Genomic DNA, 17774 nt, shown 5'->3' on the forward strand with positions numbered 1-17774 from the left:
CTTCAGTTATTTATTCCACCATACTGGATCACCGATGTTGCCATTGGGCAATGAGTTGGTGTTCGTTGAGATTTCGGAAGACGGATAGAGTGCCCTTTGCGGAAAAGTGCTTCCATTGAGTGAAGCTCCCGTACCTGCCACCGATGGTGAAAGGTCCAGGTAATCGGCTCTTCGGAGCTCCGCCCACGCTTCTACATTCATGATACCACAGAGGGCATACCACTTCTGAGTAGCGATGGTTTCCAGCCGTTCCGCACTGGTGGCGGGATATTCATAGGCTCCATTCAAGAAGGAATTTGCATCCGCAGCAAATCCGGTAAACCGAAATGACTCGGTAACTGCGGCATTATAAAGTTGCTCGGCATCTCCCGTACCCCAGCCGCGCTCTGCCGCTTCAGCCTGCAAAAACAAACTTTCGGAGGCCGTCATCAGGTAAACAGGTGAATTTGGCGCAATGACATTTGTGCTACTAGGCACTGAATTGTCGGTCTGTGGCTGACTGCCTAGCTGCGTGGTACCTTCCCCTTGTGGGATGCCTACCTGAGCGCCTGCAAACGTTCCTGTTTCTGCCGGATCGAAGAAGAAATCCACTCGTGGATCATTGTTATCTACCAACCGCTGAATGATCGCCGCACTTCCATTAAGGTTGACACCCCCCAGCCCATTCGGGGAGATCTCACCTCTATAGAGCGGGTTTTCATTGTTGGACCCTCCGGGGAAGGGCACCATGGCATCATCACCAAGTCCTACAAACTCCGCTCCTGCGGCGTAGAGGGCATCGATTCCCTGCTCTGCCACTGAAGGTCGGGCTTCAGACTGGCGCATATAGATGCGCAGCTTGAGAGTGTTGGCAAAGCGTACCCATGCCGCCATATCGCCTCCATACAGAAAGTCATCTGCTCCAGGGGTGATGGCCATCGCTCCGGGGTTGATCAACTCCAGTGCCTCGTCGATATCCGCAATCAGGCCGTCATAGATGGTCTGTCCATCTTCATACACCGGATTAAGGTTGCCGCTTTTGCCTCCGAGCGCTTCCGAATATGGGGCGCTATCCCAGACATCCACAATGACCTGATAAGTATACACCGAGAGCAGCCTGGCAATAGCCGCATAGTTGGGCGTACCATCTTCCAGAGCTTTCTGCTCTACATAGTTGAGGTCCTCCAACACCCACGCATAAGCATGCAGCCAGGCCGTAGACGTTTGATTTCCATTGTAGTTATACTGATCATAGACCTGATACTGTGCTGCCTGATAAGCCTGGGTCCAATACTGACTCAAAAAACCAGTCATGATACCAAGGTCGAGGTTGAGCATGTATGCAAGGGTGGTTTGAGCCACCGGCAAAGTAAAGGCCGTAGTAGATCCCGAAGGACTGTTTGGAGACTCATTGATATCCAGTGCATCATCACATGCACTCGTACTCCCTCCTATCAATGCCAAAACCAATAGTGCTTTGAAATATATCTTTTTCATCATGATTTCATTTAAAGGGTGATTCGCAAACGGATGCCGTAGGTACTGGTGCTTGGCACCGTTCCAAACTCAAAACCGGTTAGGTTTCCTACATTTTGGTTGCCCCCTGTGAAGGAATTGACTTCCGGGTCTATGTAGGTATTGTCATCCGGGGTATGAATCCACAGGTTTCTGCCAAATACGCTGACATTGACCTCCTTGAACGGCACCTGAGCCAGCAGGGCCTTGGGCAGCCGGTAAGACAAAGTCATCTCCCGCAACTTGGTAAACGTGCCGTCGATGATCAGGTATTCGCCATAGTTATTGATCTGATTCCAGTACTGCCGGATATTGTTACTGCTATAGGTGAGCACGGAAGTATTGGGCACAAAATTGCCTTCGCCATCATCCACTACAGAAAACGGGATAATAAAGCGCTCCCTGTTATTGAATCCCGTTTCCACAGCGGTGCCATTGAAGTAGATCTGACCAATGGTACGTGAGTAAACTTTCCCTCCCTGCCGGTGGTCTATCGTTGCAGAAAACGTCAGGCTTTTGTACCTCAGTGTGGTAGTAATGCCCCCTAGCCAATCTGGCTGCACGGTACCAAACCTGGCAGGATCTGGTGCCTGCTGTGGGAGTCCATTGCCGTCTACAATCAGCCTACCATCATCGGTGCGCAGCGCAGTAGGCGCTTCAAACACCCCATAGGGCTGCCCTTCGATAGCCTTCAGCTGATAGTTGAGCAGGCCGGTACCTATCGTGATTTCCCCTGAGGGCAAATCTGTGATCATATTATTGATCTTGGTATAGTTGACCGACAAGCCCCAGGAGAAGTCATTGATTTTGATTGGCGTGGTAGCCAAAAGAACTTCCCACCCTTTGTTTTCGATCGTTCCTGCATTGATGACCTGTGAGGAAAACCCAGAAGAGGGTGCAGCCTGTGCGATCACGATCTGATCCTGAGAGGTTTTGTGGAAGTAGGCCATGTCCAGATTGATGCGTCCATTAAAGAGTCGCAGATCCGTTCCCACTTCATATTCCTTGCTGAGCTCAGGTTTCAAACCCGGATTGCCTATGCGGTTACCTTCCGTAAATCCAGGCACTCCGTTGATCGGAAAGTCCACCCTTCCGAAATTGCCCTGAATGGCATTGGTCGTGCCTTGCGGTGCAAAAAACACCGAGGACGTCAGGTAGGTAGGCGCATCATTACCCACCTCTGCATAACTCGCTCGGATCTTCCAAAACGACAGGATATCGCTAATTCCAAAATCAAAAGCATCCGTAAGTACAATACTCGTATTTACTCCAGGATATCCAAATGAATTATTCTCCAGTGGCAAGGTAGAAGACCAGTCGTTGCGATAGGTGGCTCCCAAAAAGACGAAATTTCTAAAGGATACATCTAGCTGTCCATAAACGCCCATCAGCCGGCGCTTGTAGCTCGTTTCTGTTACAGTCGGGTTTACCGCCCCATTACTGATGTTGTTGAAATCAGGAATGGACGTCTGATCCACCGAAGCGGTGAAATCTCTACCATCTCTTTGATTGAAATTGTAGCCAACCAGCGCATTCACATTAAAGTCCTGATTGATGTCATAATTATAGCTTGCTATGAAGTTGGCATCCAGCTGCCGATCAGTATAGGCTTCATCGCGGATAAAGCCCGGCTCATCTGCAGATCCATTCGGGCTAATGGCCGAGGCAATCCTACGCTCCTTTACGCGCTTGCGGTCATCAGAGATCACATCAGAGCCGACACGTGTGGTCAGGGTGAGGTTTTCTACAGGTTTGTAGTTGATTGCAAAACTGCCATAGATCCGGTCCATGTTTTTCACATAGGAGTCGTTGAACAGGTTGTAATATGGATTTTGGATAAACGGCGTATAGAACCAATCCACACTGTTGTACGGATTGGATAGGTCTCGCTGCTCGATGATACTCATCGAGCGGCTGGTCTGTAGCACCTGATTGTAGGGAGACTCCCCACCCTGCCCGTTGATGGCCAGGTCGCTGTTTTGCTTGATGTAGTTGACACTTCCGGTAAAATCCAGCTTATCATTCACTTTGGTGGAACCCGATAGGGCAACTGTGTTCCGCCTCAGCTCGGCATTGGGCACCACGCCACTTTGGCTAAGGTCCGAAAGCGAGAGCCTGAAGGAAGCATTTTCGCTACCTCCACTCAATGCGACGCTGTTTTGCCAGGTCCTTCCGATCTTCCAAAACTCCCGAATATTGTCCGGCAATGCCTCATAGATCTTGGTGCGTTGGGTATTGAAAAACGGGCTACTCGGATCGCCTATCGCTATACCATAGGGTCGCTCGGAGCCATCAAACCGATCTCCCCAGCTCTCCTGATCGTTCAGAAATCCCAGGTTGTCTCCTTGCTGCCCCTGGCCAAACTCGTTTTGCAACTCGGGCAGCATCAGCACGCGCTCATAAGTCAGTGAGGTGTTGTAATCCACACTCACCTGGCCGCCGGTATTGGCTCCTTTCTTTGTGGTGATGATCACCACGCCATTTGCAGCCCGAGACCCATAGAGCGCCGCTGCTGAGGCGCCTTTCAGTATGGAAATGGATTTGATGTCTTCGGGGTTGATGTCATTGGCGCTATTTCCACCATCTACAGCTCCGGTAAGCACCCCGCCACTGTTGTTTTGCACGTTGTTGATGGGCACGCCATCCACCACAAACAAGGCCTGATTGCTACCTGTGAGCGAAGATGTGCCCCGCAAGACGATGTTGGTACTGGCTCCCGGTGCCCCGGATGCGCCTGTGATCTGCACCCCTGCTACTTTTCCCTGCAAGGAATTGATCACACTACGCTCCTGACTTTTGGTGAGCTCGTCGGAGTTGAACTCCTGCACGGCATAACCCAGCGCTTTTTTGTCACGCTCCACTCCAAAAGCGGTCACCACCACCTCTGTGAGCTGCTGCACGTCCTGCTCCAGCGTAACATCCAACACAGAGCGCTGACCGAGCTCCACCTCTTTGGCTTGCATGCCAATAAAGGAAAAAACAATAACCGGGTCTATATCAGCGGGTACAGCCAGCCGGTAGTTTCCGTCCAGGTCTGTAATGGTCCCCTGAGTAGATCCCTTTATCACCACGTTTACTCCAGGAAGGGCTTCGCCATCGTCGCCCACTACTTTCCCGGAAACGGTACGTTCCTGAGCATACAAGATGCCCGACAGCATGAGGGTACATGCCAGTAGTAGTAGTTTTCTCATAGATTATGATTTGGTTTAACACTGTATTTATCAGTGTAATCTTAGGGGAGAGAAAAATCGAATAATTGTAAAAAAGAAGGCCTCAGGGGATAAGGGTAACGAACGACAGGAGAAGCATCCGATGTGAATAACCACCTACAAACAAATAAGACCACTGACAAAGACAAGTGGCCTTATTTCAAAACAGTTAAATATAAAGAGGTACCACGAAGTAAGGGTTTATGCTGCCGAAGGAATTGTAAAAAAGAGTGCAAACCGAAAACTTGTAAAAAAGAATTTGGTCGAAGTTGATATTGAGGGCTTATTTTGTTTGCGAAATGGATTTTAGCGGAATATTATTTTTACTTACATCACTCCTGCTTGCCGGAGGACTACTGGTATTTCTATTGAGAAAACGAAAGCCTGTAATCATCGCAGATGAAGTAGAGCTGCTCAATGAAAAAGAGGCGGCCTTTCGGAAAATTGATCACTGGATAAAGAGCGATAAGCGTTTTCTGGACCCGGCCCTAAAACTGGATCGGGTGGCCCGGGGGGTTCATCTCTCTGAGCGGGAAGTATCCTCGGCCATCAACACCATCGCTTGTGAAAATTTCAACGCCTACATCAATCGCTGGCGTATCAAAGAAGCCAAATGCCTCCTAACCGATGACAGCCACAGCCACTTTACCGTCGATGCTATCGCCGAAATGGTCGGGTTTGCTAACAAGGTGTCTTTTTACAAAGCCTTCAAACGGGTAACCGGAACCTCACCCACGGAGTTTCGAAGACAAGTAAAACAAGCCACTTAGCAAAACCCTTAGTTGCCGACCTAAAAAGGTTGTAAACAATCACGAATGTTTACTTAATCATCCGGTTTGTTTACATCAGCAGGCCAAAATACATAGGTAAACAGCCAACCGATCCGTCTTAAAGAGGAAAAAACTCAGGACTATGATTTTTCCTCAACTAGCTTCAAAGTCCACACCTGTGGCATCCATCAACCAGTTTCACTATGCTGGCCAGCCAAAACGCGTAGCGCTTTTTCCAGACAACTACGTAGAACTTCTACTATGTACAGGGAGCCCAATTACACGCCGGATGATTGGCTCTGTGCGTGAGCTCACACTGGACACCGGCCAGGTGATGATCTCTGCCTGCCGCAGCAAGGGAGTGATCCTCTATGCCGAAAACCTCTCCTATGTCTCTGTAAAAGTGCACCCGGAACTCTCCCGAATGGTATTTGGAGATAATGAACTGGAAGAGCGCGATCTGATCCACATTTTGGACCTGCAACTCAAAGATGCCGGTGAGCTGCAGCGATTTACTGTGGAGCTGGTAGCAGACTCCACCCTGGCAGAGGATGCGGTGATCCAGCAGGCGGTTTTTTATGCCCGCGACACTCGAGGCGAGATCAAGGTGAAAGAACTCCTAACGCTGCTGGAAGTGAGCAAGTCATTTTTGGAGCAGCATTTTTTCAAACACGTGGGACTGACGCCAAAGGAGTTTTGCAAAGTGGAAAAAATGCAAAATTTCATCAACTACTATCGGCAGTATCAGGATACGCTCAACCTCACACAACTCACTTTTAAATCTGGCTACTACGACCAATCTCACCTGATCAAAGATTTTCGCTATTTCATGGATAGCCGTCCAAGAGACTTTATCAAAACTTATGGGTTCACGCTTTAACAGGTACTGGGTGCAGGTTTGCCAACTTGCCCCTGGTTTCGAGCTGGTACAGCGTTTGATGATCGTGAATCAAACACTATTTCTTTATACTTGCTTTAGAAAGTTCAATAGTAACTTTATCAGTAAGGCTCTACCCTCACTCGTTGCTAATAGCTTTCAACAAAGCATGTTATGGAGTATTTCACCCCTCCTTTTCCTTTGATGAAAAGGAGCAAAAATCAAGGGCTGAGTTCATTTCTTAACGCTTTTCCAATTGAAAATCAGCAAATAAATAAACTCGCATTTTCGTTCCCAAAAAGATTTTTATGTTGAGCAAATGCTCAGACAATATTTATTTGTAACCTGATTTCCAATCGGAAAACCTAAAATGAACTAAGGCCCGTCTTTCTGTAAATCCTGTTCTCTCCAAGTTTCTGAGTTGATCCATGACCGTTAAGAAGATGTGCACAGTTATTGACAAGCTTTAACCGAGATTAATAATCAAACTTATGGGTTTACGCTTTAACAGGTACTGGGTGCAGGTTTGCTCAGATTTTGCGAACTTGCACCCCAAATGAATGACAGCAACAATTTTAAGGCAGGATTTGTAACGATCATGGGCAAACCCAACGTGGGCAAGTCCACCCTGATGAATGCCCTCACCGGCGAAAAACTATCCATCATCAGCAAGCGTGCCCAGACTACCCGTCACCGGATATTTGGGATCATCACCACCGACGACCACCAGATCGTCTACTCCGATACGCCGGGCACGCTAGACCCCAGCTATCCGCTCCATGAACGCATGATGACTTTCGTGAAGCGCTCACTGGAAGATGCCGACGTGATCCTCTACATGGTGGAGCTGGGCGAAAAACACCAGGACAATACCTGGGTCGAAATGGCCAAAAAATCCGGGGTGCCTGTGCTCTTTGTGATCAACAAAGTGGATCTCAACAAAGGCTCTCAGCTTACGGATAAAATCACCTACTGGAAAGAACAGCTTCCCTGGGTGGAGCCTATCGCCGTATCCGCATTGGAAAAAATGGGACTGGCCGAGCTGGAGGAGCAAATCCTTTCGCACCTGCCCAACCACCCACCCTACTTCCCTGAAGATGAGCTTACCGACAAATCGGAGCGGTTTATCACTTCTGAGATCATTCGCGAAAAGATCTTTATGCAGTACAAGCAGGAGATCCCCTACAGCTCTGAGGTGGTGGTGTCTTCCTTCAAAGAAGATGAACAGATCATCCGCATATCGGCCGAAATCTATGTGGAACGCAATAGCCAAAAAGGCATCATCATTGGCAAAAAAGGGGAAGCCATCAAAAACCTGGGCATTGCAGCACGCAAGGACCTGGAGGAGTTTTTTGGCAAACAAATACACCTGGAGACCATGGTGAAAGTAGAAAAAGACTGGAGAAACAATGAGCTTAAGCTCAAGCGATTTGGCTACTAAATCACCTGCCGACTGTTAACTTTGCCCTTATGGAAAAATTTACCCTCAGACCCGATGAAGACTATATCCAACTCAATGACCTGCTCAAGGTCCTCAACTGGGTAGGTTCCGGCGGAGAAGCCAAAATACACATCTCGGAAGGCCTGGTAACGGTAAACGATGAAGTAGAAACGCGAGTCCGCAAAAAAGTTCGTACCGGTGATCGCATCAGCTTCAATGGTCAGGAAGCCACGGTTGCTTGATTGGGACAAGTCGAATGCTTCTTTCCTTTTGCAGGGACAATCCTTTATTTTACCAACTCTTTACTTTATGCTTCGTTAGGTAGATGAAGTCTAACTAAAATACTATGCAACTCGGCATACTGGATCAGTCCATCGTCCACCACAGCTACACCTCTACCGACGCACTACAAGAAACGCTGGAGACACTCCAACTAGGAGAGCGACTAGGCTACAGGCGCTTTTGGGTATCCGAACACCACAACTCGCCACGAGTAGCCGGCAGCACGCCCCCTGTCCTGATGGCCTACCTGGCGGCTCATAGCCAGTCCATACGTATAGGGTCTGGCGGCATCATGCTCCCCAACCATAGTGCTTACAAGGTGGCGGAAGATTTCCGCATGCTGGAAACCCTATACCCCGGACGCATAGATCTGGGCATGGGACGCGCTCCTGGTGGTGATCAGATCGCCGCCCGCCTGCTCAACCCCGCTAATACCTTCCAGGAGGCCGATTACTTGCAGCAGCTTCAGCACCTGGGTCACTTTTTCACCGATAGCATAGGCACCGACAAAGGCCCCATCTACGCCATGCCTCAGGCTCCAGGTACTCCGGAGCAGTGGATCCTTAGCTCCAGTGGGGGCAGTAGCTCCATAGCCGCCAAACTTGGCCATGGACTGGCCGTAGCCCGCTTCATCAATGGCTTTGCTCACCCGTCTATTGTGGAGACCTATAAAAACGAGTTTCAACCATCAGCGGCTTTTGAGCAACCACGTGTGATGCTCTCCATCGTAGCCCTGTGTGGTGAAACATCTGAAAAAGCAGCAGCGATGCGCAAATACGTAGATTTTATGTTTTTGCAAATGAACCGGGGCGACATGCACACGGCACATCCTTATGAGGAGATCATGGCGTATGAGTTTACCCAGCGCGAGCAGGACATACTGGGCAAGCATCAGGGCCGGGTGGTATCCGGCACACCCCATGAGGTAAAAACTCAGCTCACCGCATTGGCGGAAAAGTTTGAGGCCGACGAACTCATGCTCACCAACATGGCTTGCCCGAAGGAAGATCGGCTAAAATCGTTTGAATTGATCGCAGAATCCTTTCGGGAAGCTTAACATTGCCTTGCGGGAAAACCTGAACCTATGAAACCAGCAACCATCAGTGAAATCAAACGCGAGCTTGCACTCAAGTCAACCGAAGAACTGCGCGAGCTATGCCTCCGGCTGGCGAAGTTTAAAAAAGAAAACAAGGAGCTCCTCACCTATCTGCTCTACGAAGCTGGTGATGAGGCAGGCTATGTGCGCATGGTCAAGCTGGACATAGAAGAGGACTTTGCCGACATCAATACCACAAGCTATTACTTCATCAAAAAGAGCATCCGCAAAATTCTTCGCAACACCAAAAAGTACATCCGCTATAGCCAGCGCAAAGATACTGAAGTGGAACTCCTTCTCTATTTCTGCGAGCAGATGAAAGCCTTTTCGCCGAGTATCAACCGCAGCACGGTGCTCAAAAACCTGTACATCCGCCAGCTACAAGCTATTGAAAAGCTCCTCAAAAAACTTCCCGAAGACCTACAACATGATTTCGGGCTGGAGCTGGAGCGGTTGAAAGAGTGAGTGTGGTGTAGGGGCTTTTGAGTGAGTGGATGGAGGCAGTTTCAGTCCAACGAACTTCTTTCATTTCAGAATATCTCGGACAGAAGTATGGGTAGTCAGGTTCTCTTCCGGTTCTGCATCAGCGATACTCAATAGCTCAACAATTGCTGGTGGAAGGTCATCCAATGATAATTTCTGTATACCTGCAATTTGATCCAGGATTACTTCATCTTCCAAGTTCGTAATCCAGTTGATAAGCGATATCTTTTTCTGTTCGATCGTCATGATATAAAGTTAACGAATTCTATGCTGTTGAGATATGTCGACTCTAACAACTGAGTACAATGCTTCATACCGGCACTGCACCCCAACTAAGCTACCCGTGGCTCGTGTAGACTGAAAGACCTAAACAGAACGCTTAGGTGTAATATGCTTTTCAGAAATGATCAATTGTACTGACGTGATAGCTATCCACCCAAACACTACAGCAAAAATCAAGCGGTGAGTAATGGGCATTGACCAGGCTCCCAGCACGAATCCGATTATTGCAATCAACAGGAATACTGCGGAGCAATTAGCCATATTTCTAGTCCTTTTTGCTATTCTTTGGCTATACCCCAGACGTGAGAGGCCAAACATCCAAAATGCCAACCCCAGACAGATAGCAAGGACGTGTGCCTTGGATACAGGAGCATCTGCCAATTGTAAATCAACAGGTATGGCCGTAAAGCCAAACCCTAATCCAAACAGTGATAGCAGAAAAGACAAAACCTTGTCATTCAGTAAAAGTCCATAGCTAAGACCAAATACAAAAAGCAGCAAACCAACCAACACGAAAGTAACCAGATTAAACCAAAATGCGTAAGGCTCTCCCCTAGCGCCCAGTTCACTAATGAAATCGTTTAAGAAACTAAAGTTGTCATTCGCAAAGCCAAATACAAGCAGTGAAGTCACCAGGATAATGACTGATGAGAGTCCGACTGTGCCTACTACTCTTGCTAATTGCTTCATAATCTTTCCTTTGTATGACCTCTGCCCCATCAATTTTGGATATCTAAGGTCTCATGGCATACTAAAATAGAGTATCTGCCAGTGCTTCCAAAGTATCAGAATGCGTCGCACCAAGAACGATGAAAAACTCCTGCGAGAGTCGCCAAGCAGTATAAAATTATCTTGGCGGGCTTACGAAACGGTCGAGTTCCGATGCAGAATGTAGAAAGCACTCATGCACATGCCTTCATACATATTATTGGAGAGCGTTTATTCAAAATAGCCTTGTTGCCCAAGAATTATTAGGATGATAATTAGCACTACGATAATTAGATGTGGAAGTAAGGTCGTCCCACCAGATATTTCAATTTTTTTATTAGTTTCTTCTTCGGAAAGGTTCAACGATTTGATTTTGGTAATTTTTCGATTAGCCTGTCCTATATAAATTCGATTTCCGAACAAGCCCAAAAGAGTTCCCCAAGCAATCATTGATAGCCTGTCAACTAATGTCTCCGTTCCACTTGAGGCGTTCATTGCCGTTAAAATCAATTGTTCGATGATAACTTCAACAAAAAGAAGAATTGCGACGACTAAAATTGGAATATAGAGTTTTCTGTATAGCATCCAAAATAGTCCAAAAAAGAATGAGAAAATGTTAAAAACCACTTTCTTGCCAGATTCAAAATCCTTCACTACGTCTAAATAGTAGTCTGCCTTTTTCCCAAAGTAGAGTTTGTAGTGTTCTTCAGAATGTTTCATGCTCATTTGGCGGTATGATTGTACGCTCTCTAACGCTCAGGTAAAATGCTGTGTGGCCCGAGCTTTATTAATGGCACTAAAGTAGCAATTCTGGTTCCAACTCACAACGGTTCAAATGCAGCACGTTCCACAATCATTTTTCCGAGTGGCAGAAAGAAAAGTAGAAAGCGCTGAGACATATGCCCTATCAGCGTCTTTTGGTATTTGTTACCCACTTTATTTAATTTAATTCTTCCCAGTTTTCTGAGGATTCTAGAATAGACAGTGTTTCAAGATCTATGAATTTGGTTAAAATCAAAATAGAGTCTATAGTCGTATTTAATTCCCCAACTTCTTCTGGTTCAGGGTAAACTTGAAGTTGATATCTTAACTTTTTATCTGAATCAAAAATCGAATATGATATTCGTTGTGAATATAACTCACTAAATGATGCTACATCAATGGTTCCTAATAGCTTATTGTTTTTTATGACAGTCAATTTGCCTACATGGCTAGCTTTTTCCATATCTACAAACTCATGAACTGTTATTATGAAGAACAAGCTATCATTAGATATTTTATAGGAGTGTAATTTAATGGGATTCCCATCAGAGTAATCAAATTTTAGTTTCATCATAAGGGTATCCGTTAATAATGGAAGATTTGCCCAATTATCCATTAAAGGGTCAATACCAATACTTGAACTTTCTAAGGCCGGTCCGATACTTTGTATGTCAGAAACAAGGATTACATCTTTTTCGGTTTTAGAACCTTCATATACTAAATCAGGCTTTTCAATCTCATCATTTGATACTTTTGATTCTATATTGTTACATGAGAATGTAACAATCGTAAAGTATAGAACGATCAATATATTATGTAGCTGTATTTTCATTTTGATCTATGTGGGTAACAACCATGCATAATGCATACATACACCATACCGGCATTGCTCCCCACTAAACTACCAGATTTTGAAGTCGTGCCAAACCACTTAATGCAATATGTCGGTAATTGTGGCCTGCTGGAGACAACTCCAGCAGGGGCCATCGGCTAATTCACAAGGAGTGACAGTACCTTATAAAGCTCCCCTCCTACCCATTGGGGTGCTCTAGCGCATAGATCACTTTCACATCCACGGTCACGGGAATTTTGCGTAATCCCTCTGGCACATCGGCACTGCTCACTGCACGGCTGACTGCTCCGGTATACTCTAGCCCTCTCCTGATCACCATGGGGTCTGTGGAATATGACTCGTATGGCTGGCTGTTTTCACTTTCTCGAATGAGGATGGTCTGACCGAGCGCTTCACCCTGACTGGCTGCCATGATCTCTGCTTTCTTACGCGCATTGTGCATGGCCATTTTGGTCACTTCCAGCTTCATGCTGTCCAGACTGGTGTACTCCAACTTGGCGATCTCCACCGTGGCTACACCTGCCTCTAGCAGATCCAGCATCAGGTCGGTAAGCCCATCGGGTGTGTTTCTGCGAATCTCTATGCTTTTGGACAAGCGTACCTTGTTGCCATTGCCACTGTAGCTGCCGCGAGAAGCGTCTATCTCCAGTATGGCAATGTCTTCCTCCTTGATTTTCCAGGACTGCAGCACACGAGCGATGGCTGCCTGTCGCTCCTCCAGCTCCTCTTGCTTGAGCCGCTCATAGCGCGCAAAGTGTACATGTAGGTAAATCTCATCCGGTGCTACCTCTGTGGTGGCAGAGCCATAGACGGTGATCGATCGCCCTTCAAACTGGGCCTGAACAATAAACGGTAAAATGATGAGTAAAAGAATGGCGGTGTGTTTCATAGTTAATTTATGGTATTATTTTAATATTTATTTGATTAATACCAATAACCATGAACTGGTAACCCGGGGTTTTCTTTTAGGTGTTAAAACAACAGGTGAGTGAAGGTAGGTCTGGCCGGTTCGGCTAATGAACAACTCCTAAAATATTTTGCTTAGGATATATGCGTAAACGAAAACTTCAGTATTCCGTTAATAACGACTCGTATGGAATTTTGAGTTTCTCGTGTAAGTTCCGGATCATTTTAAGTGTCAACTTTCTTTTGCGAGTCAATACTTCTGTGACACGACTCTTATATCCAATTATCTCTGCCAAATCCTTCTTTTTCATGTCCAGCTGTTCCATTCTGAATTTGATAGCTTCAATTGGATCAGGGCTTGCAATCGGATAGTGATCATCTTCATACTTTTCTATGAGTATAGAAAGCACCTCTGCCTCATCGCCTTCTTTAGTGTCGGCGGGCGCATGAAATATTTCTTCCAGCCTGGCTAAGGCCAGTTCATAATCTTCGTCTGTTTGATCTCTTTAATATTCATCAATTCAAATCGTATTCGCATCAATATTGTCATAATCTGAGTGCGTTCCAGTGAACCTTATAAATATCTGCGCCATGAAGAGTTATTATCTATGACGCCTTGATAAAATGAGTGCGTCCACACAGGCCAAAGACCAGGACGCTTCGACTGTCTTCTTATTTTCTACGAAGAAAGTAGGCGCATTCATTTTTATCTATTGTCATGGGCTTTGTATAATTTGATCACATAAGCGAGAGCAAAAATTCCCAGAAACCAAAATACAGTAGCTCCAGTAAATGAAGCATAAAACCTCCAACCATAGCAATTACAGTTCAAGTATTCGTTAAAAATCTTTGCCGACCATACCATCATAAAGATTAATGGAAGTAAAGATAACAGGCGTGCAACTATTTGCTTTTTCTTTTTATTAACCATTGGAATTGTCTTATGTGCACGGTAAGCATTCATATTCAGGGCATTTAGGTTGTCCACACCCACTTCCACCTGCACCGCAAAAAGTTGCAGCTCCAGTTAAACCTCCTGAAATGGCTCCTACAACTGCTCCAGCGGTAGTACCTATAAATGGAATTAGAGAACCTGCGGCACCACCGGCAAGCAGTCCCGTGCCGGCTCCACCTACGGTGCCAACCGCGCACTTACCCCAAGAATCCCACCAACTCTCTTCACACTCAGGTTTAGAAGGCTGGCAATTATCCTGAGCAGACCTACCATTAGACTTCACTTCAAGGGGACTGATAAGATCGTAGTTATCAATAATGAAATCTACAGCTACAAGTTGAGAGGTTAAATAGATTATTGCCTGTTCTTTCTCATTTATTTCAACGTCAGCCAGATCGACTTCTTCTAATAACTCTGTTAGTTGGTTTTTATAGTGTGTAGGACTAGACGAGCTCACCCAGAGGTCGTTAACCTTTGTTATCAAATTATAATCGAATTCTGAAAAGTAAATTTGTTCTGAACTAATTCGAGCATTGGTGTGTAGACCTACTATTGAAGCCGATCTTGAATACCCATTACTGAAAGTTTCAAGAATTCTTTGATCATTCTTGTAATTCATTTGCAACATACCTGAAGCAATCTTGCTGACCATCTCAGCATTAGAAAAGTCACTTTGATTGCTTCTCATTTGAGTCGCTATCTGATTAAGGTTAGATTTTAATTCAGATGAAAAAGCTTCATAGTCAATAGTTGGTTCAATTGCATTTTCCTGCTCCTGACAAGAAAAACTGATTATTAAAATCAGTAACGTGAGTAAATACGATTTTTTCATTGTTTAAAAATTTAATTCTTAATGCCTTACTTCTTTTTAGGTAACGTTTAGGTCAAATTCTTCTCCGGCTATGAACAAGAGTCTAGTTCTGTACTTGTCAAAAGGTGAATACCATACTCCCTTTGGTCTGGCCCAATTACCCATAACCTCTTTAATATCTGACACTTATGAACTATATCCGTCTTGTACCAACTAAACTACAAGGTTTTAAAGTCTCATCAAACCATTCAATGCAATATGTGAACTTGCCTCAGAAGAACGCCCGAGCTACACAAAAGACTGATAAACAGTCCCATGTAGAAAAAATAGCCCTGGCAACTAAGTAAAAAATGAAAAAACGGAGATTAAACGGCTTTTCGAAGCCTGACATCAAGAGGACCTGAATAAGAACAAACTTAAAGTGCAGTGAAACTGCCCCGCCTGACTCCAGTGCATAAAAAAAGCCTGTTTGCGTTCCAAACAGGCTTTTCAATTCCCAACCAAGAATCCTTTATATTTCCCAACCACGGATTCTTAAGGCTAAAGTAATGTGCCAGTGGCTGGCAACTCACCGTACTCGGTGAGTGAGCACAATTACTCGTTAAAGTCTGGCGATCGGTTTACAGTCGCTCAATCACGATGGCCGAGGCGCCACCGCCACCGTTGCAGATGCCCGCCACGCCTATGGTGCCGTTGTTTTGTGAAAGCACCGAAGTGAGCGTAGTGATGATGCGCGCTCCGGAGGTACCCAGCGGGTGTCCTAAAGCCACAGCGCCACCGTTTACATTTACCTTGTCAGCATCCAGCCCGAGTTTTTGATTGTTGGCAAGCGCCACTACCGAAAAGGCCTCATTGATTTCGTAAAAGTCTACATCGCCCTTCGCTACGCTTGCATGCTTCATCGCTCTGGGGATGGCCTCCGAAGGTGCCGTAGTAAACCAGATAGGCTCCTGCGCCGCATCCGCAAAGCCGCGGATTTTGGCAAGTGGCTTTAGTCCGAGCTCGTCAAGTTTCTTTTTGCTTACCAGTACCAGTGCCGCAGCACCATCATTGATGGTAGAGGCATTGGCAGCCGTGACCGTACCGTCTTTATTAAATACCGGACGAAGGCCGGGGATCTTCTCAAAGTTTACGTTTTTATACTCCTCATCAGCGTCCATCACGATGGGATCGCCCTTGCGCTGAGGGATTTCTACGGGGATGATTTCGTCTTTAAACTTGCCCTGCTCTGTGGCAGCAGCTACGCGCTGGTAGCTATTGATGGCATATTGGTCCTGCTCCTCGCGGGAGATGTTCATTTCTTTGGCCGTGTTGTCTGCACAGCTCCCCATAGGAAAGCCATTGTACACCTCCCAGAGGCCATCGTGCATGAGACCGTCCAGCATTTGGGCATTACCAAACTTGTAGCCAAACCGAGCCTTGGGCACATAGTAAGGGATGTTGGACATGCTCTCCATGCCGCCGGCTACTACCACGTCGTTGATGCCCAGCATGATGGACTGAGCGCCAAACATGACCGTTTTCATTCCCGACGAACACACCTTGTTGACCGTAGTGCAAGGTACATTATGACCAAGCCCTGCGCCTATGGCGGCTTGTCTGGCAGGCGCCTGGCCCAGTCCGGCCGACACCACATTGCCCATAAAGACTTCATTGACTTGAGCTCCACCCACACCGGACTTTTCCAAAGCTCCTTTGATGGCTTTGCTGCCAAGCTCCACAGCCGTAAATCCTGCGAGACTTCCTCCAAAACTACCGATCGGGGTGCGAACGGCCGCTACGATATACACTTCTTCCATTTGATTATTTGGGGTTTTATGTTGTTCTAAAGTTCAAAACTAACCAATAGCCTGCTGGCATACTTTGGTTGTCCTTCAAAGTTGCTGGTTTTCGATCAAAAAACGCAGCTATGTACTAAATAAGCAGGGGTGGACTTTTGTTTGCAAAAGGGGATCACCAATCGGGCTTTCCGCTATCCTGCTGTTTGGTAGGGCGCCTACGCTGCTGCTGAATGTATTGCACCTCGTTGTTTTTCATCGCCTCCAGGATCATGCGCGCCTTTTCCTCGCTGATGTTCATCTCCTGCAGTTTTTCCTTGGTGCTCATGTTTTGGTTTTCCTGCTCTTCGCCTTCCTGCTCCTCTCCTTCCTGAGGCTGCTGCTGTTGCTCGTCGCTCTGCTCACCGTCTTCTCCCTCCTGCTGGTCTTGCTGCTGCTGTTCCTGATCCTGCTGCTCGTCACTCTGCTCACCCTGGTCTTGCTGATCCTGATTTTGCTGCTCTTCGTTTTGTTGATCCTGCTGGTCCTCGTTTTGCTGATCTTGATTCTCCTGATCCTGGTTCTGCTGATCTTCGTTTTGTTGGTCCTGGTTCTCCTGATCCTGATTTTGCTGGTCCTGTTGGTTTTCCTGTTGCTGATCGAGCAGTTTTTTCACCACCTCATAGTCATAGCGTGCACCTTCATTGGTAGGGTCGGCTTTGAGTGCTGCTTTGAGGTACTGTAGGGATTCGTTGAGGGTTTGGGGAGTCTTAGCCATCACACCCAGCTGCTGATAGGCTATGGACTTAAGTTTTCTGTTGTTGTACGATGTTACCGACTGGTATTTGAGCTTGGCATTGGCCGTATCTCCCAGTGCATAGTAGCTGTGCGCTAGGTTTAGCGCTATGGCCGGGTCCTCCACCCCCATGGAGTCGTACAGCGTGCGGTAGTTGTTGCGAGCTACCTCATACTGTCCATGCTCAAAAGCCGTTTCAGCCTTTGACTTCAGCTTGTTTTGGCGCGATATCTCCACAGGATCGGTAGATCCGAGCAGTACCAAAAGTATCAAAAGCTTTTTCATACCCACA

The 17774-nt window shown here is 46.6% G+C and carries 16 protein-coding genes; 6 read left to right on the plus strand and 10 right to left on the minus strand.

Features of this window, described 5'->3' with window-relative positions:
• Positions 1 to 6: 6 nt before the first annotated feature.
• A complete protein-coding gene (locus tag C7460_RS03150) occupies positions 7 to 1479 on the minus strand; it encodes a SusD/RagB family nutrient-binding outer membrane lipoprotein (protein ID WP_115866625.1) in 1473 nt (490 codons plus the stop codon).
• 8 nt (positions 1480 to 1487) lie between these two features.
• On the minus strand, positions 1488 to 4685 hold the full coding sequence (locus C7460_RS03155; protein WP_115866626.1) for a SusC/RagA family TonB-linked outer membrane protein: 3198 nt from the start codon (positions 4683 to 4685) through the stop codon (positions 1488 to 1490).
• Between the two features lie 317 nt (positions 4686 to 5002).
• Here C7460_RS03155 and C7460_RS03160 point away from each other — a divergent pair, with 317 nt between their 5' ends.
• The 6 genes from C7460_RS03160 to C7460_RS03185 all read left to right on the plus strand — a co-directional run bounded on the left by C7460_RS03160 (position 5003) and on the right by C7460_RS03185 (position 9634).
• Complete coding sequence (locus C7460_RS03160; RefSeq protein WP_115866627.1) at positions 5003 to 5473, plus strand: helix-turn-helix domain-containing protein; 471 nt, start codon at positions 5003 to 5005, stop codon at positions 5471 to 5473.
• A gap of 142 nt (positions 5474 to 5615) precedes the next feature.
• Positions 5616 to 6353: an AraC family transcriptional regulator gene (locus C7460_RS03165; RefSeq protein WP_115866628.1), complete on the plus strand. Its 738-nt coding sequence runs from the start codon at positions 5616 to 5618 to the stop codon at positions 6351 to 6353.
• Positions 6354 to 6906: 553 nt separating this feature from the next.
• Positions 6907 to 7791, plus strand: coding sequence for a GTPase Era (era, locus tag C7460_RS03170; protein ID WP_115866629.1), 885 nt, complete (start codon positions 6907 to 6909; stop codon positions 7789 to 7791).
• Positions 7792 to 7820: 29 nt separating this feature from the next.
• Complete coding sequence (locus tag C7460_RS03175; RefSeq protein ID WP_115866630.1) at positions 7821 to 8033, plus strand: RNA-binding S4 domain-containing protein; 213 nt, start codon at positions 7821 to 7823, stop codon at positions 8031 to 8033.
• Positions 8034 to 8137: 104 nt separating this feature from the next.
• The gene (locus tag C7460_RS03180) at positions 8138 to 9130 is read left to right on the plus strand and encodes an LLM class flavin-dependent oxidoreductase (protein ID WP_115866631.1); all 993 of its coding nucleotides are present in this window, start codon (positions 8138 to 8140) and stop codon (positions 9128 to 9130) included.
• A gap of 27 nt (positions 9131 to 9157) precedes the next feature.
• Positions 9158 to 9634, plus strand: coding sequence for a hypothetical protein (locus C7460_RS03185; protein WP_115866632.1), 477 nt, complete (start codon positions 9158 to 9160; stop codon positions 9632 to 9634).
• A gap of 60 nt (positions 9635 to 9694) precedes the next feature.
• Here the strand turns inward: C7460_RS03185 and C7460_RS03190 are convergent, their stop codons facing one another.
• From C7460_RS03190 to C7460_RS03235, 8 genes are all read right to left on the minus strand, one after another.
• Complete coding sequence (locus C7460_RS03190; RefSeq protein WP_115866633.1) at positions 9695 to 9898, minus strand: hypothetical protein; 204 nt, start codon at positions 9896 to 9898, stop codon at positions 9695 to 9697.
• Between the two features lie 120 nt (positions 9899 to 10018).
• Positions 10019 to 10624, minus strand: coding sequence for a DUF998 domain-containing protein (locus tag C7460_RS03195; protein ID WP_115866769.1), 606 nt, complete (start codon positions 10622 to 10624; stop codon positions 10019 to 10021).
• Between the two features lie 249 nt (positions 10625 to 10873).
• Positions 10874 to 11362, minus strand: coding sequence for a DUF2628 domain-containing protein (locus tag C7460_RS03200; protein ID WP_170147861.1), 489 nt, complete (start codon positions 11360 to 11362; stop codon positions 10874 to 10876).
• A gap of 220 nt (positions 11363 to 11582) precedes the next feature.
• Positions 11583 to 12236: a hypothetical protein gene (locus C7460_RS03205; protein ID WP_115866635.1), complete on the minus strand. Its 654-nt coding sequence runs from the start codon at positions 12234 to 12236 to the stop codon at positions 11583 to 11585.
• Between the two features lie 199 nt (positions 12237 to 12435).
• Positions 12436 to 13146: an SIMPL domain-containing protein gene (locus C7460_RS03210; protein ID WP_115866636.1), complete on the minus strand. Its 711-nt coding sequence runs from the start codon at positions 13144 to 13146 to the stop codon at positions 12436 to 12438.
• A gap of 958 nt (positions 13147 to 14104) precedes the next feature.
• On the minus strand, positions 14105 to 14950 hold the full coding sequence (locus C7460_RS23955) for a glycine zipper family protein (protein ID WP_185148285.1): 846 nt from the start codon (positions 14948 to 14950) through the stop codon (positions 14105 to 14107).
• Between the two features lie 599 nt (positions 14951 to 15549).
• Positions 15550 to 16728 (minus strand): acetyl-CoA C-acyltransferase, encoded by a 1179-nt coding sequence (locus C7460_RS03230; RefSeq protein WP_115866639.1) that lies wholly within the window; start codon positions 16726 to 16728, stop codon positions 15550 to 15552.
• 154 nt (positions 16729 to 16882) lie between these two features.
• Positions 16883 to 17767 (minus strand): hypothetical protein, encoded by an 885-nt coding sequence (locus tag C7460_RS03235; RefSeq protein WP_115866640.1) that lies wholly within the window; start codon positions 17765 to 17767, stop codon positions 16883 to 16885.
• Positions 17768 to 17774: the final 7 nt, after the last annotated feature.

It is taken from the genome of Marinoscillum furvescens DSM 4134 (assembly GCF_003386095.1).
Classification (GTDB): Bacteria; Bacteroidota; Bacteroidia; order Cytophagales; family Cyclobacteriaceae; genus Marinoscillum; species Marinoscillum furvescens.